Source organism: Nostoc sp. NOS(2021), from assembly GCF_017115025.1.
Classification (GTDB): domain Bacteria; phylum Cyanobacteriota; class Cyanobacteriia; order Cyanobacteriales; family Nostocaceae; genus Nostoc.
Map to the genome: position 1 here is coordinate 19,930 of NZ_JABXKM010000018.1, position 15,622 is coordinate 35,551.

Here is a 15,622-nt window from a genome sequence, read left to right on the forward strand (position 1 = left end):
TCCTCATTCCTGATCAAGAGAGGAGGTCGAATGACAATAAGTCCTCCGGAGCGAGAGGAAAAAAAGGCAAGAGTAATCGTCGATAACGACCCGGTTCCTACCTCATTCGAGAGATGGGCACAACCTGGGCACTTTGACAGAACCTTAGCCAGAGGTCCCAAAACCACCACATGGATTTGGAACCTGCACGCACTCGCCCATGATTTTGATACACATACAAGCGATTTAGAAGACATCTCCCGCAAGATATTCTCAGCCCACTTCGGCCACTTGGCTGTAGTGACAATCTGGTTGAGCGGGATGATTTTCCACGGCGCAAAGTTTTCTAACTACGAAGCTTGGCTAACCGACCCGTTGAACGTTAAGCCTAGTGCCCAGGTCGTTTGGCCCATTGTGGGACAAGACATTTTAAATGGTGATGTTGGCGGTGGTTTCCACGGTATTCAAATCACCTCCGGTTTGTTCCAAGTATGGCGTGGTTGGGGGATTACAAACTCCTTCCAACTTTACTGCACAGCGATCGGTGGCTTGGTATTAGCAGGCTTATTCCTATTTGCCGGCTGGTTCCACTACCACAAACGCGCTCCCAAACTGGAATGGTTCCAGAATGTGGAATCGATGCTGAATCACCACTTGCAAGTATTGCTAGGTTGTGGTTCCTTGGGATGGGCAGGTCACTTAATCCACGTGTCCGCACCGACCAACAAGCTTTTGGATGCAGGCGTTGCTCTCAAAGACATACCCTTGCCCCACGAGTTCATCTTGAACAAAGACTTGTTGACCGAACTATACCCTGGCTTTGCTGCTGGTTTAGCACCTTTCTTCACCTTGAACTGGGGTCAGTATGCTGACTTCCTCACCTTCAAGGGCGGTCTGAACCCGGTAACAGGCGGCTTGTGGTTGACAGATATTTCCCATCACCACTTAGCGATCGCAGTCCTGTTCATCATTGCTGGTCACCAGTACCGTACCAACTGGGGTATTGGTCACAGCATTAAAGAGATTCTAGAAAACCACAAAGGGCCCTTCACCGGTGAAGGTCACAAAGGTCTCTACGAAAATCTGACCACCTCTTGGCACGCTCAGTTGGCTACTAACCTGGCCTTCTTGGGTTCGCTGACCATCATCATCGCGCATCACATGTACGCGATGCCTCCCTATCCATACTTGGCAACTGACTACGCTACGCAGTTGTGCATATTCACACACCATATGTGGATCGGTGGCTTCTTAATTGTTGGTGGAGCGGCTCACGCTGCTATCTTCATGGTGCGGGATTACGATCCAGTTGTGAACCAAAACAACGTGTTGGATCGGGTAATTCGTCACCGGGATGCGATTATTTCTCATCTAAACTGGGTGTCTATTTTCCTCGGCTTCCATAGCTTTGGACTTTACATCCACAACGACACAATGCGAGCATTGGGTCGTCCTCAAGACTTGTTCTCTGATACAGGGATTCAATTGCAGCCAGTTTTTGCCCAGTGGATACAAAATATCCACGCCTTGGCTCCTGGTACAACTGCACCTAATGCCCTAGAACCAGTTAGCTATGTCTTTGGCGGCGGTATTTTGGCTGTTGGCGGGAAAGTGGCAGCTGCACCCATTGTTTTGGGCACAGCGGACTTCCTAATTCACCACATTCACGCCTTCACCATTCACGTCACCGTCCTAATTCTGCTCAAAGGTGTGCTATACGCCCGTAGCTCTCGTCTGATTCCAGACAAAGCTAACCTGGGCTTCCGCTTCCCCTGCGACGGTCCTGGTCGTGGCGGTACCTGTCAAGTGTCTGGTTGGGATCACGTATTCCTCGGACTTTTCTGGATGTACAACTCCATATCGATTGTAATTTTCCACTTCAGTTGGAAGATGCAATCAGATGTCTGGGGAACCGTAGATGCAGCCGGGAATGTGACTCACATCACTGGTGATAACTTTGCCCAAAGCGCCATCACCATCAACGGTTGGTTGCGTGACTTCTTGTGGGCACAAGCTACACAAGTCATCAATTCCTATGGCAGTGCGCTATCTGCCTATGGTCTACTCTTCTTAGGCGCTCACTTTGTCTGGGCATTCAGCTTGATGTTCCTGTTCAGTGGTCGCGGCTACTGGCAAGAACTGATTGAGTCCATTGTTTGGGCGCATAACAAACTGAAGGTAGCACCAGCAATTCAGCCTCGCGCTCTGAGCATTATTCAGGGTCGGGCTGTAGGGGTAGCTCACTACCTCTTGGGAGGAATTGCCACAACTTGGGCATTCTTCCATGCACACATCCTTTCAGTAGGGTAGCAATCAGTTGTGGAGTGCTGAGTGCTGAGTGCTGAGTGCTGAGAAAATACTCAAAACTTGGTACTCAGGACTCAAAACTCAGGACTCTAGACGCTGGTATTTGATGGCTAAAGGTCAGAGGATTTATTAAACCTATGGCGACAAAATTTCCGAAATTTAGCCAGGATCTCGCACAGGATCCGACGACTCGTCGGATATGGTATGCGATCGCTACAGGCAACGATTTTGAAACCCATGATGGCATCACAGAGGAAAATCTTTACCAAAAGATTTTCGCAACTCACTTCGGTCACTTGGCAATCATCTTCCTGTGGGCATCCAGCCTCCTGTTCCACGTAGCCTGGCAAGGTAACTTTGAACAGTGGATTAAAGATCCCCTTCACATCCGTCCCATCGCCCATGCGATTTGGGACCCCCACTTTGGTAAACCAGCGATCGAAGCTTTTACCCAAGCTGGCGCTAGCAATCCGGTAAACATTACCTACTCTGGTCTCTACCATTGGTGGTATACCATCGGTATGCGGAATAACGGCGAACTGTACAACGGTTCAGTTTTCTTGCTGTTATTCGCTGCTGTATTACTGTTTGCTGGTTGGCTGCACTTGCAACCCAAGTACCGTCCTAGCTTGGCATGGTTTAAGAGCGCTGAACATCGCCTAAACCACCACTTAGCAGGTTTGTTTGGTGTTAGTTCATTGGCATGGGCTGGTCACTTAATTCACGTTGCTGTCCCCGAAGCTCGCGGTCAGCACGTAGGTTGGGATAACTTCCTGAATACCCCACCCCACCCAGCCGGTTTGACACCATTCTTTACAGGCAACTGGGGTGTTTACTCTCAAAACCCTGACACTCCTGGACATATATTCGGGACATCGCAAGGTGCAGGAACTGCAATTCTGAGTTTCTTGGGTGGTTTCCATCCCCAGACAGAAGCTTTGTGGCTGACTGACATAGCTCATCACCACTTAGCGATCGCAGTTTTATTCATCGTTGCTGGTCACATGTACCGGACAAACTTTGGGATTGGTCACAGTCTCAAGGAAGCATTAAATGCCAAGAATTTCTTTGGTATTCCTGTTGAAGGCCCGTTCAACCTACCTCACCAAGGTATCTACGACACCTACAACAACTCCCTGCACTTCCAATTGGGTTGGCACTTAGCAGCGCTAGGTGTTGTTACTTCCCTGGTAGCGCAGCACATGTACTCCATGCCTTCCTACGCATTTATTGCGAAGGACTACACAACTCAGGCAGCGTTGTACACGCATCACCAGTATATTGCTGGATTCCTGATGCTTGGTGCTTTTGCTCACGGAGCAATCTTCTGGGTACGTGATTACGACCCAGAGCAAAACAAGGGTAACGTGCTTGAGCGCGTACTTCAGCACAAAGAAGCGATTATTTCCCACCTTAGCTGGGTATCCCTTTTCTTGGGCTTTCACACCCTTGGTCTGTACGTACACAACGACGTAGTAGTTGCTTTCGGTACTCCTGAAAAGCAAATCTTGATTGAGCCAGTATTTGCTCAATTCGTCCAAGCTGCGAACGGTAAAGTACTCTACGGTTTAGATACCTTGCTATCTAACCCAGATAGTATTGCTTACACAGCATGGCCCAACTACGCTAACGTTTGGCTACCAGGCTGGTTAGATGCCATCAATGCTGGTACTAACTCCCTGTTCTTGACAATTGGCCCTGGCGACTTCTTGGTACACCATGCGATCGCTTTAGGTCTGCACACCACCACCTTGATCTTGGTCAAAGGTGCTTTGGATGCCCGTGGTTCTAAGCTGATGCCCGATAAAAAGGACTTCGGCTATGCCTTCCCTTGCGACGGCCCCGGTCGTGGCGGTACTTGCGACATCTCAGCATGGGATTCGTTCTACCTCGCTACATTCTGGATGCTGAACACCCTTGGTTGGGTTACGTTCTACTGGCATTGGAAGCATCTAGGTATTTGGCAAGGCAACGTAGCTCAGTTCAATGAGAACTCTACATATCTCATGGGCTGGTTCCGCGATTACCTCTGGGCTAACTCTGCTCAGTTGATTAACGGTTACAACCCCTACGGCGTGAATAACCTATCTGTCTGGGCTTGGATGTTCTTGTTTGGACACCTAGTTTGGGCTACTGGCTTCATGTTCTTAATCTCCTGGAGAGGTTACTGGCAAGAGTTGATTGAAACCCTTGTCTGGGCACACGAACGCACTCCTCTGGCTAACCTAGTTCGCTGGAAAGACAAGCCCGTGGCTCTGTCTATTGTTCAAGCTCGTGTAGTTGGTCTAGCTCACTTCACTGTTGGCTACATCGTGACTTACGCCGCGTTCTTGATTGCTTCTACTGCTGGTAAGTTCGGTTAATTCGGCTGCTAGTTTTGTAGATAAGTAATAAAAATCCCCTGCCGCAAGGTGGGGGATTTTTTGTTGGATTGGCTATTGTTTGCTTATAAATAATCTCTGGAGGTGGGAGCAATAGATTTGGTACAATTGCAGTGATTCGCCTGAATAAAGTTTTGTTAAAAAATACTATGTAAGTTTTAACTAGATTGTTGGCTGGTATCACACAGTTTTGCAGTCTTTTTCAAGTTATTTTTTCATCAACCAAGAGTCTTGGGTTATTGTAGTGGGGCAGAAGTAATATGGCAGAACTGGAAATCCCAGAAAAATATAAGCCTGGGTTCAAACAACTTGTAAGCATAGACGGCAGAACTATAGATGAATTAATTAATGCTTTGAGGCAAGCCCCCCCTTCACTGCTTATCGAGGATTTGGCATCAATAGTGGCTTTACAGGTTCAAGCCTTGACCGTAGAAGAAGTAGAAGATTTGATAGAAGCATTGATTTCCCTGTACAATCTTCGAGATTACTTCGACACACCGACAAATAAGATTGTAGAAAGAATTAGTCAGGCTGTTCAGGATGATCAAGACCTTCCCAATCTTTCTGGAGCAGAAAAACAAGAATTTGAGCGACGATTAGCTGCTTTTTTAGAATTTGATGGTGTTCTTAGTGTTACATCTAAAGCAATTGATGTGATGCGTGACCATGAACGTATATTCACACGCTCTCGTGTTCTTACCGATATGCGTCCTATCTTTGAACCAGATTTAGAAAAAGGCCCAGCAGGTGTTGTAATAGTTCACATGCTGAAAATTCAGTATGCAGATTTAGATGGTACACATGAGTTTTTTGTAGCTTTGGATTCAATAGATTTAGAACAATTACGCCAACAGTTAGATAGAGCAGATAGAAAAGCAAAATCTATCAAATTGATGCTAGGCAGAGCAAATATTCCATACTTGAATTACCTGGATGTAGAATAAAGGTTATACAAATGCCAGTTGCTGTAGAAAAGTCTAATCCTTGGGTTACAAAAGACCAACATAATTTAAAGCGCTCTCAGCCTGATTATTTACCGAGCCAAAATGCAATTGAGATGAATCAAGCCAAGTTCAAAGCTCGATTTGACTGGAATGATCTAGAAGATAAACGAAGAGTACGTGATGAAAATAACTGTGACAATTTACTCTTCTTCAAAAGCGCTAAAGATCGGAAATATGCACTGGAACGCTCTCGATATCGCTCTGTATCTAGACATATAGACTCAGAAGTCACCTTTACAGCGCTTGTTAAGCAATGGCGTGAAGAAACTCGCGGGATGTCATCTACTAATCAAATGTCGATGCACCCTGCATACCAGCAAATTATTGGCATGGGAAAAGCTGTCATCCCACTTTTACTTAGGGAACTGGAAAAGAAATCTGGACACTGGTTTTGGGCATTAAAATCCATCAGCAGAGAAGATCCTGTACCTCCAGAATATAGGGGAAAGGTAAAGGAGATGACTAAAGCTTGGCTAGAGTGGGGTCGGCAAAGAGGCTACAGGTGGTAGGTAATAACGCTTGGGTTAAGTTTGTGACAGAAAATATTGAGCGTGATTATCCTAACCTCACTGTCTATGGATACAAACTTACCAGTCCAGATACAATTGATTACAACTGTATTGCTTGGGCAGCAGAAGATGATGAAACATGGTGGTGGCCAGATATTCAACATCAGTACTACTGGCCACCAGATATTTCTAGAGAAGAAACGCTTGAAGCCTTTCAAGAAGTATATAAAATGCTTGGCTATGAAGTCTGTGAAGGTGATGTTTTAGAAGAGAGATTTAAAAAAATAGCTATATATACTAATTCCAATAAAGTACCAACCCACGTTGCGAGACAACTACCGACTGGTAAATGGACAAGTAAACTGGGATCACTTGAAGATATAGAGCATAATAATTTACAAGGGCTAACTGGAAATCCTGGTTATGGAGAGGTTGCCTGTATTATGAAAAAATCAATTCCAGTGTAGAAAATATTTAGCATTGCGATGAGTACAATGACATTACAGATTTTCACCAGAGGAGTTATTAGGTGTCTATTCCCGAAATTACTCAAAAGCTGTTAGCAGCAAAACGAGAGAAAGGACTAAGCTTTGCCGATTTAGAAAAAATTCTCGGACGTGATGAAGTATGGATTGCTGCTTTAATCTACCGTCAAGCCAGCGCTTCTGAAGAAGAAGCTAAGTTACTGGTTGAAGCATTGGGGTTAGATGCTAGTTATATTAATGAGTTGACTGAATACCCTGTAAAAGGATTGGGCCCAGTTGTACCAACCGACCCACTAATTTATCGTTTTTACGAGATTATGCAGGTGTACGGATTCCCAATTAAAGCCGTGATTCACGACAAATTCGGCGACGGAATTATGAGCGCGATTGACTTTACCTTAGATGTGGAAAAACAAGAAGACCCTAAAGGCGATCGCATTAAAATTATTATGTCTGGTAAATTTCTACCATATAAAAAGTGGTAATGTTTCAGTTAGTTACACAAACCTCTGCACTGAGCGATCGCAAAATCTTTCTGGAGTATCTTCTAACACACGATAAGCCGCTTCTCTACGTTCGCGCAGCGTGTCGCAGACAGACGCTCCGCGAATGCGTCTACGGCGTCAGCGCCGCTCCGACTTCTCTGTGCGTTAAAAAAATAACTTTTAAAATTAAATACTTAGACAATACCAAAACAAGTTATAACTATAAAAAATGAGATAATTTTATAACTCTTGCAAGAAGAACCAATAACGCCACCAAAAGAAATAATTTTTAATCCCTCTTATACCCAGCAGAACGGAGCAGCATATTTAGGTGATAGTCTTAAACTTATTAAATTCATTGATGATAATAGTATTAATTTAATTATCACATCACCTCCATTTGCTCTGACACGAAAAAAAGAATACGGTAACGAAACTGCTGAAAAATATATTGAGTGGTTTCTACCTTTTGCCTATGAATTTAAAAGAGTACTGGCAGATAATGGCTCATTCGTACTAGATTTAGGTGGCGCTTACTTACCTGGTAATCCCGTGCGGAGTATCTACCAATACGAACTTTTAGTCAGATTATGCAAAGAAGTAGGTTTCTTTCTTGCTCAAGAATTTTACCACTATAATCCGGCTCGACTGCCAACCCCTGCTGAGTGGGTGACAATCAGGCGAATTCGCGTCAAAGATTCTGTAAATGCAGTTTGGTGGTTGTCTAAAACACCGAATCCTAAAGCAGATAACAGAAAAGTTTTAAAGCCCTATAGCCAAAGTATGAAACAATTACTCAAAAATGGCTATAAGCCTAAAATACGTCCTAGTGGACATGATATTTCGGATAAATTCCAAAAGGATAACCAAGGTGCAATTCCGCCAAATCTACTAGAAATTGCTAATACTGAATCGAATAGTGCTTATTTACGACGCTGTAAAGCAGCAGAAATTAGACCCCATCCAGCACGTTTTCCTCAAGGGTTCGCCGAGTTCTTCATCAAATTCTTAACTGATGAAGGTGATATAGTATTAGATCCATTTGCAGGTTCTAATACAACCGGCTTTGTTGCTGAAACTCTGCAACGCCGATGGATATCTTTTGAAATTAACGAGAATTATATAACGGGAAGTCGTTATCGATTTAGCCAATAACAAAATTAAGTAAACAGTGAGGACTGAGGAGTTAAAATTTATAACTCATAACTCCTAACTCATAACTACTCACTTAAATTTCCCCATTCACCTGCATTTGATGAACTTGATCCGCTAGCTCTTGACGACCTTGATCATCTAGTTTGTCAATTGCTAACATCCCCATGAGAATAACTTCTTTCAGGGTCAAACGTGTCGAATGTGCCTGTTTTTGCACAATCTCCTTAATAATGGGACTGACACCAATCGCTGTACTAGCTCTTGCCACGGAATAAAAGGAAAACACTAATGATTCAGCCTAAATATTAGCACTTCCAATGAGGTTATTCTCTAGAGTTAAAACTTAATTTAAATGTGTTTCAACTCATACTTCAATGAGTAAACATAAATTTTAAATTACGTATATAGAGAACAACTGTTCTAAGTGCAGGGCATTATCATACTACTGGACAATCTATATCAAACCTTCAATCATGGCATCAAACGTCAGAGCTTACTTTTCGATGAAAATAAATTTAACTTTTGTCATTCCTGGATAACGGGTATAGTGTCTGACACCACTGTAAATGACTCCAGAGTTATCCTAAACCTGTTTGATTGAGGGTCAAACCTCTTTTTTGAGTGAGTTCTCTTTCTTCTGACTATGGCAAACCTGATGCTTGCTGATTGAGGGCACACCATCGTATGATATCAATATTCTCAACAGTTAAATTTTTGCCTATTCCTCTAGAATTTCTACTAAATCTTCAATCGTCACATCAAAGGTGCGAGCTAATTTGTGAATGGCAGTAAAGTAAACTCTTGTCATTCCCGGACGATGGGCATAACTTCTAACTGGGCTGTAAATTACCCCAGAACGGTCAGAAAGTTATTTTAGTGTCCATCCTTACTCTTGTGGTAGTTCTCGAATCTTTAATCTGAACTAATCCCATATTTGATAACTGATGTATTTGCACCGCTCAATTTCATATGAGAAATTAAAAAGTGTAGACGTGTACTCCTGCAAAGAAGCAAGCTACGCACAGCGTCTCCAAGAGTTGCGGCTTGTCGTCAGACATCGCCTCTCGGTCTAGCAAACTCTCATGCGATCGCCACAATTTACTGAAATCTGGAAACCTAAAATCAAATGCTTATTCCCTATATTAGTAACATCAAAAGCAAAAACCTCTGTCCTGAGATACTCAAAAATCACTCACTAATCGCCGAGTTTGCAAACACTTGCAATATTTGTGACAACTAAGTTATGGAAAGTGTCGGCTGATGAAAACAGTGCTGTCAGTAGAAGTATTCTCACAAATCAGACTTGTATACCACCGGGAAAACCGTACTTTAAAGAGATCGTAAATTATCAAATATAATCTCGTGAACACGCTTTACAGAACTATACAGTGTAAATAAGAATAATAACTTAACCGAAGTAAAATTTTCCTGAATACAGGCAACTAATGCTGTCATAGGGAAAAGCAGTGAGTAGAGGAGAGACAAATCGATGAAGGACCCTTATCTGTTGGCAGCAGGTTTGTTAACAGGATTGGCAATACCCGCATCGGCTCTTCCACATCTGTCGATTGTCCTGCCAGAAAATTCTAGATTCCTGTGGGATTTAAAACAGGGTTCGCAGACAATAGTCAGTACAAAAATTATCAAGAGCGTTGATTTCTCCTTACCAGAACTCAGCGGCCAAGCGTTACAACCCCTAAAAAGTTCGCAGCCAACAGTAGGTGAGGAAAATATCAAGAGCGTTGATCTATCCTTAGCAGAACCCGACAGTCAGGGATTACCAGCCCCAACGGAGTCACAACTCAACTCTAGCGGCCAAGCAGCTGGTCTTTCACTGACATCTGGCAATCAACTTTACTACCAAAGATTGGCGGCTCTGAAAACAGGTCAGATTTATACACGCGTAGATAGTGATAATTTGCAATCTTTGTGGGAGTCGATCAAGAAACGTCAGCTAACTTATGACGACTGGAAAAGTTTACTAGCTTTAGAAGCTAGAGCGATCGCTCAAGGTCAAGGTGTAAATCATCTAAGTATCTTAGTTGGTGATTCTTTGAGCATGTGGTTTCCTAGAGAAAAACTGCCTGCTGGGAAATTGTGGCTGAATCAAGGCATATCTGGAGATACTTCCAGTGGTGTTTTAAAAAGATTAGGGGCATTTTCGGCAACGCGGCCAGATGTGATTTACATCATGGCTGGGATTAACGACTTACGCAAAGGCGCTAGTGATGAAACAATTTTGCGTAATTATCGCCGAATTATCCACCGCTTACGACAGACTCATCCACATGCTCAAATCATTGTCGAATCAATTTTGCCTACTCGCCTACCAAAACTTTCCAATAGCCGCATTCGTCACATAAACATACAATTAACCGTGATTGCCAAGCAAGAAGGCGCTAATTATCTAAATATCTATAGCTGGTTTACGGATATGGAAGGCAATATGCGCCCAGAGTTGACTACAGATGGGTTGCACCTGTCTCAAGAGGGATATGATGTGTGGCGATCGGCACTACAGCAGATAGAATACAAGCTGACTCAGCGTGAGAATTGAGCGATCGCTTTGCCGATGCTTGGAGCGATCGCATCACCATAGCCTAGACGGGCTGCCAAATAGTCCCTGTAGATATAAATATTTGTAATTTCAATAGTATAGCAGGGGACTCTTTACTGGGGACTGGGTTGAAAGTCTGTTTGTATATAGGTTTTATCATCAGTTAATGTCCTAACCTTCTTGTCCGTTGCTATAAATTTGCGGAAGTTCCTCAGAGAGGAATGAAATTAAACGTGTGCAAATCGCTCACACAAATCAGCCATATCTTCACCAAGATTTGCTGCATTCAAATTCCGGTAGCTTTTTTGCAGACGAATCGCTAATAAATGCTATAGTTTAACGCCCAAGGCTTCTTGATTCAAAACCTGATTCAACTTACCACTGCGATAACCTTCCAAATCTAGGGTTACGTAGATAAATCCAAAATCTTGAAATGCCGAAACTAATGTTTGTAAATCGTTAGTCAACACAAACTCTTTAATTTGTTCTGGTGGTAATTCAATGCGTGCTACATCCCCTTGCGATCGCACACGCAAATTCTGCCAACCTAGCTTTCTTAAGAAAATTTCTCCTCTACCGACTCGTTGCAATTTAGCGACAGTAATCTCTTCACCGTAAGGAAACCGGGAACTGAGGCAAGGTTGAGCAGGTTTATCCCACCAAGCTAAACCGAGTTGTTGCGAAAGTTGGCGAACTTCTAATTTCGTGACACCGACTTCTGCTAAAGGCGATCGCGCACCTCTTTCCTTAGCCGCCTGAATTCCTGGGCGATAATCATGCAAATCATCGGCATTCACCCCATCTACTACATAGGGATAACCCAACTCTAAAGCTAAAGGTTTGAGAGTATCGTGCAACTCACTTTTACAGAAATAACAGCGGTTAACAGGGTTAGAGGTGTAATTGGGATTTTCCATCTCGTGAGTCTGGACGATTTTATGAGGAATCCCAATAGTTGCAGCTTGAATTTTCGCATCTTCCAATTCTTCTGGTAATAGCGAAGGAGAAACAGCAGTGACAGCCAAAGCGCGATCGCCCAACACATCAAAAGCAATTTTGGCAACCAAAGTGCTATCAACGCCCCCAGAGTAGGCAATCAACGCCTGCTCCATTTCCAGAAATAAGGCTCTTAATTGCTCAAATTTTTCTGTCAGCATCATTTCCCAATCCTGCCCAAACCCTATAGCACCCAACAATTTCTATTGTAGTCATTAGTTACGGGGCATGGGGCATGGGGCATTGGGCATTGGGCATGGTTATTCTCCTTGTCTCCCTCATCTCTCCCACTCCCCATCAACCTCGGTTGGCGCTGTGCTGTATTTAGCTATCAGACTTTTTAAAAGTGGTAAATCAATCGGTTTAGAAATATAGTCATTTACTCCAGCCGCTAGACAAGTTTCGCGATCGCCTTTCATCGCCATTGCTGTTTGAACAATTACCGGAATCGCCCGATATTGCCGATTTTCTCGCAGTTGTTGCACCAACTCAAGACCATTTCCATCTGCCAGGTAAACATCCATTAAAATCACCGCTGGGTCTAACTGTGTTAGAGCTTCCCACATCTCAGTAGCATTTTTGACCCAAGTCACCTGATATCCCAATTTATGTAGATAAATTTGCATCAAATCAGCGTTGGGTAAGTCATTTTCTACCAGCAAAATATCCACACAGGAACTAGGTGTGAATGGCAAAGGAGATGAGGAAAATTTTGCTTCCCCTGCTCCCCCTGCTTCTCCTGCTCCCCCTGCTCCCTCATCTCCTCCCACTTCTGCCTCTTGCTTAAGGGGAAGTATGAGGGTAAAACGAGAGCCGCGATCTACTTCAGATTCCACTTTCACAGAACCACCGTGAATTTGAGCGAGTTTCCGAGTCACTGATAAACCCAAACCAGTACCTTCAACACCACCAGCTACAGCCTTGGCAATTTGAAAATAGGGTTGAAACAGTTGAACTTGGTCTTCTTGGGAAATGCCAGTGCCAGTATCCCAAACAGTAAAATGCATAAATACACCTTTGGGAGCAACCTGTAAGCCAACACTTCCAATACTTGTAAACTTTAGGGCGTTGAAGAGTAAATTCAACAGCATTTGCTTGAGTCGTAAGGGGTCGGCTACTAGGGTTGTAATATCGGGTTCAAGTTCTAGGCACAGTCTCAAACCCTTATTAGCGGCTTTCTCTTTCACCAGTGCCAAAACATTGCTACACAGCAGTGGCACATCTATTGTTTCCCACTGCACTTCCAGCTGATTTGCTTCAATTTTAGAGAGATCCAAAATATCATTAATCAGAGCTAGCAAGTGCTTGCCGCTAGACTGAATGATATTTAAATACTCTTGCTGGCGTTCTCTAGTTGGTTCGTATCCTGGGGCTAAAAGCAGGTCGCTAGACAAGATTATAGAACTAAGCGGTGTGCGAATTTCGTGACTAGTATTTGCCAGAAACTGATTTTTGAGTTGATTGGTGCGCTCCAATTCTTGATTAGAGCTACTTAACTGTTCATACCGTTGCTGCCAAGATAGGATGTGCCTAAGTTGTAGCAAGGCTGTCGTACAGTACTTGGCAGACCTTGCCATCAATTGTGATCTGAGTTGAGCTTGTGATTCGATGAGCGACTCACGATCAGAACTTAGGGGCGCTGCGGCGATAATTAGCCAGCCCATGACGCTGCCAGAATCATCAGCTAACCGCCAAGCGCTCGGTGGTTGTTGATTCTCAAGCTGTTGCAAATCTTCGAGTTCTATGACCTCTTGCAATCTCAACAGCAGCTTTTTTTCTGCTGTCAGCACTTCTAGAAATAAAGGTTGTGAGTTTGGGGATGGAGAACGAGAAACATAGCAAACTGTGGCAACAGTTTCTTGTGGTTGAAACAGAGCGATGCCTACGGCACAATCTGTAAGCGCCAGATTACTGCTGTGAACAGCACTGTTAATCTCGTTAACCACAGTTTGGAAAATTTCCGCTTGTGCGGCTCCTGCCTGTGGGACAGTGTTACAAGCAGAAAGTAGGCAATCATTAAGGCGACTTTGCAACTGGTTCAAGCTGCTCTCCAGCCACAGCTGTGCGCGAAGTTGCTGAATTGTTGTCAAAAGTTTTGGCGTTACATCTATCTGTGAGTTCTGGTCTGGTAAGCTTGAGTACTGCTGCATGGTCAACTAGACCGCTGAACAAGTTTAGCTTTGCATAAAAATCCGAACAGGATTCTATGTATATTAGCGGAGAATTCTTTTTTATTTATCAACCATAACTTATGTTGTTATAAACCATAACTTATGATGTCGGATTTAGCAGCTAGACCAAAAAAATTATTGTATGAACCACTGACCTAAAATTTTTTAAAAGCAACTTAAGACTTATGGATACACAATTCGCCCAACTAATCGTTAATGGGATTGCGGTGGGGAGCATTATTGCTCTAGCCGCAGTTGGACTGACTCTTACCTATGGAATTTTACGGCTATCTAACTTTGCTCATGGTGACTTTCTAACTTTAGGAGCCTATCTGACTTGGCTGATAAACACTATTGGAGTCAATATTTGGCTGTCGATGATCGTGGCGGCGGCGGGAACAGTAGCAGCAATGCTGTTATCGGAAAAGTTACTGTGGTCAAAGATGCGCTCTATCCGCGCTACTTCCACTACGCTGATTATTATTTCTATCGGGCTTGCCTTATTTCTTCGCAATGGGATTATTTTTATCTGGGGTGGCAAGAACCAAAATTATGATTTACCTGTTACCCCGGCTTTAGATATTTTGGGTTTAAAGGTGCCGCAAAATCAATTATTGGTATTGGGGTTGGCGGTGCTAGCAATTTTAGGGCTGCATTACCTGCTACAAAATACCAAAATTGGTAAAGCGATGCGAGCAGTTGCTGACGATCTGGACTTAGCCAGGGTTTCAGGTATCAATGTTGACCGAGTAATTTTCTGGACTTGGCTAATTGCTGGCACTCTTACGTCATTGGGCGGCAGTATGTATGGGTTAATTACAGCCGTGCGTCCGAATATGGGATGGTTCTTAATTTTACCGTTATTTGCCTCAGTAATACTTGGTGGGATTGGCAACCCCTACGGTGCGATCGCGGCAGCTTTTATTATTGGCATCGTCCAGGAAATCAGCACCCCTTGGCTGGGTTCACAGTATAAACAAGGTGTAGCACTGTTGATCATGATTTTGGTGCTGCTCATTCGTCCCAAAGGTTTATTCAAAGGGACGATTTGAGCAGCACCACTCCACTTCTAACTATTGAATAATGTGGAAGTAGTAGGCTGCTACCAGGAAGTTAATAGCCAACAAGAACAGTGCCCAGCCTGTGCGATAGGCGTAGGGAGGTTTAGCTCCACTGTCGGCAACTGGGGAATTCTTAGCTTTAGCAGTCATAATGCGATTCTCCTAATGTCAAGACTTTTTAAGAAATACCAAACTGGCGTACCAAATACTCAAATTCTTTAAGAATATTTGTGTGAACTTGAGAATTGGGCATTGGGTATGGGGCATTGGAGATTGGGAAAGAGGAGGCAGGAGGCATAAATTCTTCAATTTTGAATTTTGTTAGCGTAGCGTAAAGCCTTCTCTTCTCCCTTGGCGCTAGCCTCTCCCAATGTGAGAAGGGGAGACGCACTCGCGTCCCTTGAGGCAACGCATAAAGGCATATCTTCTCTACCAGACGCACTCGCGTTCGCTTAGAGCGAGTCTGCGTTCGCTTTTAGCGTCTCGTAGAGAGCGTCATTTTGAATTTTGAATTGATTTCTCCCCACTCCCT

13 protein-coding genes and 1 pseudogene are annotated in these 15,622 nt (G+C 43.8%); 9 read left to right on the top strand and 5 right to left on the bottom strand.

Features of this window, described 5'->3' with window-relative positions; translation table 11 throughout:
• The first annotated feature begins 30 nt into the window (after positions 1–30).
• The 7 genes from psaA to HWQ41_RS00925 all read left to right on the top strand — a co-directional run bounded on the left by psaA (position 31) and on the right by HWQ41_RS00925 (position 8,305).
• Complete coding sequence (psaA, locus tag HWQ41_RS00895) at positions 31–2,289, top strand: photosystem I core protein PsaA (RefSeq protein WP_292758996.1); 2,259 nt, start codon at positions 31–33, stop codon at positions 2,287–2,289.
• 134 nt (positions 2,290–2,423) lie between these two features.
• Positions 2,424–4,649 (top strand): photosystem I core protein PsaB, encoded by a 2,226-nt coding sequence (psaB, locus tag HWQ41_RS00900; RefSeq protein WP_292758999.1) that lies wholly within the window; start codon positions 2,424–2,426, stop codon positions 4,647–4,649.
• Positions 4,650–4,927: 278 nt separating this feature from the next.
• Positions 4,928–5,611 (top strand): hypothetical protein, encoded by a 684-nt coding sequence (locus HWQ41_RS00905; RefSeq protein WP_292759002.1) that lies wholly within the window; start codon positions 4,928–4,930, stop codon positions 5,609–5,611.
• Between the two features lie 11 nt (positions 5,612–5,622).
• The gene (locus tag HWQ41_RS00910) at positions 5,623–6,180 is read left to right on the top strand and encodes a hypothetical protein (RefSeq protein WP_292759005.1); all 558 of its coding nucleotides are present in this window, start codon (positions 5,623–5,625) and stop codon (positions 6,178–6,180) included.
• A 23-nt stretch (positions 6,181–6,203) separates the two neighbouring features.
• Complete coding sequence (locus HWQ41_RS00915) at positions 6,204–6,647, top strand: hypothetical protein (protein WP_292759008.1); 444 nt, start codon at positions 6,204–6,206, stop codon at positions 6,645–6,647.
• Positions 6,648–6,709: 62 nt separating this feature from the next.
• Positions 6,710–7,150, top strand: coding sequence for a cyanase (gene cynS, locus HWQ41_RS00920; RefSeq protein WP_292759011.1), 441 nt, complete (start codon positions 6,710–6,712; stop codon positions 7,148–7,150).
• 249 nt (positions 7,151–7,399) lie between these two features.
• Positions 7,400–8,305 (top strand): site-specific DNA-methyltransferase, encoded by a 906-nt coding sequence (locus HWQ41_RS00925; RefSeq protein WP_292759014.1) that lies wholly within the window; start codon positions 7,400–7,402, stop codon positions 8,303–8,305.
• Between the two features lie 73 nt (positions 8,306–8,378).
• Here HWQ41_RS00925 and HWQ41_RS00930 read toward each other — a convergent pair whose 3' ends face one another.
• Positions 8,379–8,591 carry a hypothetical protein gene (locus tag HWQ41_RS00930; RefSeq protein WP_100899890.1) on the bottom strand — a complete coding sequence of 71 codons (213 nt, stop codon included), beginning with the start codon at positions 8,589–8,591 and terminating at the stop codon, positions 8,379–8,381.
• A 432-nt stretch (positions 8,592–9,023) separates the two neighbouring features.
• Positions 9,024–9,215 (bottom strand): annotated as a pseudogene (locus HWQ41_RS00935) (helix-turn-helix transcriptional regulator).
• Between the two features lie 579 nt (positions 9,216–9,794).
• Here HWQ41_RS00935 and HWQ41_RS00940 point away from each other — a divergent pair.
• Positions 9,795–10,862, top strand: coding sequence for an SGNH/GDSL hydrolase family protein (locus HWQ41_RS00940; protein WP_292759019.1), 1,068 nt, complete (start codon positions 9,795–9,797; stop codon positions 10,860–10,862).
• Positions 10,863–11,191: 329 nt separating this feature from the next.
• On the opposite strand, the gene larE is transcribed toward HWQ41_RS00940, so the two are convergent.
• Together larE and hrmK are read right to left on the bottom strand one after the other, a co-directional pair.
• Positions 11,192–12,019, bottom strand: coding sequence for an ATP-dependent sacrificial sulfur transferase LarE (gene larE, locus HWQ41_RS00945; protein WP_292759029.1), 828 nt, complete (start codon positions 12,017–12,019; stop codon positions 11,192–11,194).
• A 117-nt stretch (positions 12,020–12,136) separates the two neighbouring features.
• Entirely contained in the window at positions 12,137–14,008 is a 1,872-nt protein-coding gene (hrmK, locus tag HWQ41_RS00950; RefSeq protein WP_292759022.1) for a hybrid histidine kinase/response regulator HrmK, read from the bottom strand.
• 206 nt (positions 14,009–14,214) lie between these two features.
• Between hrmK and HWQ41_RS00955 the strand changes: the two genes are divergently transcribed.
• Complete coding sequence (locus HWQ41_RS00955) at positions 14,215–15,081, top strand: branched-chain amino acid ABC transporter permease (protein WP_292759024.1); 867 nt, start codon at positions 14,215–14,217, stop codon at positions 15,079–15,081.
• 21 nt (positions 15,082–15,102) lie between these two features.
• Here HWQ41_RS00955 and HWQ41_RS00960 read toward each other — a convergent pair whose 3' ends face one another.
• Positions 15,103–15,240: a photosystem I protein PsaX gene (locus tag HWQ41_RS00960; protein ID WP_292759027.1), complete on the bottom strand. Its 138-nt coding sequence runs from the start codon at positions 15,238–15,240 to the stop codon at positions 15,103–15,105.
• Between the last annotated feature and the right edge of the window lie 382 nt (positions 15,241–15,622).

Coding starts and splice junctions, on each gene's coding strand:
- HWQ41_RS00905 (WP_292759002.1), top strand. CDS start 4,928: ATGGCAGAACTGGAAATCCCAGAAAAATATAAGCCTGGGTTCAAACAA.
- larE (WP_292759029.1), bottom strand. CDS start 12,019: ATGCTGACAGAAAAATTTGAGCAATTAAGAGCCTTATTTCTGGAAATG.
- HWQ41_RS00955 (WP_292759024.1), top strand. CDS start 14,215: ATGGATACACAATTCGCCCAACTAATCGTTAATGGGATTGCGGTGGGG.
- hrmK (WP_292759022.1), bottom strand. CDS start 14,008: ATGCAGCAGTACTCAAGCTTACCAGACCAGAACTCACAGATAGATGTA.
- psaB (WP_292758999.1), top strand. CDS start 2,424: ATGGCGACAAAATTTCCGAAATTTAGCCAGGATCTCGCACAGGATCCG.
- HWQ41_RS00940 (WP_292759019.1), top strand. CDS start 9,795: ATGAAGGACCCTTATCTGTTGGCAGCAGGTTTGTTAACAGGATTGGCA.
- HWQ41_RS00960 (WP_292759027.1), bottom strand. CDS start 15,240: ATGACTGCTAAAGCTAAGAATTCCCCAGTTGCCGACAGTGGAGCTAAA.
- psaA (WP_292758996.1), top strand. CDS start 31: ATGACAATAAGTCCTCCGGAGCGAGAGGAAAAAAAGGCAAGAGTAATC.
- HWQ41_RS00910 (WP_292759005.1), top strand. CDS start 5,623: ATGCCAGTTGCTGTAGAAAAGTCTAATCCTTGGGTTACAAAAGACCAA.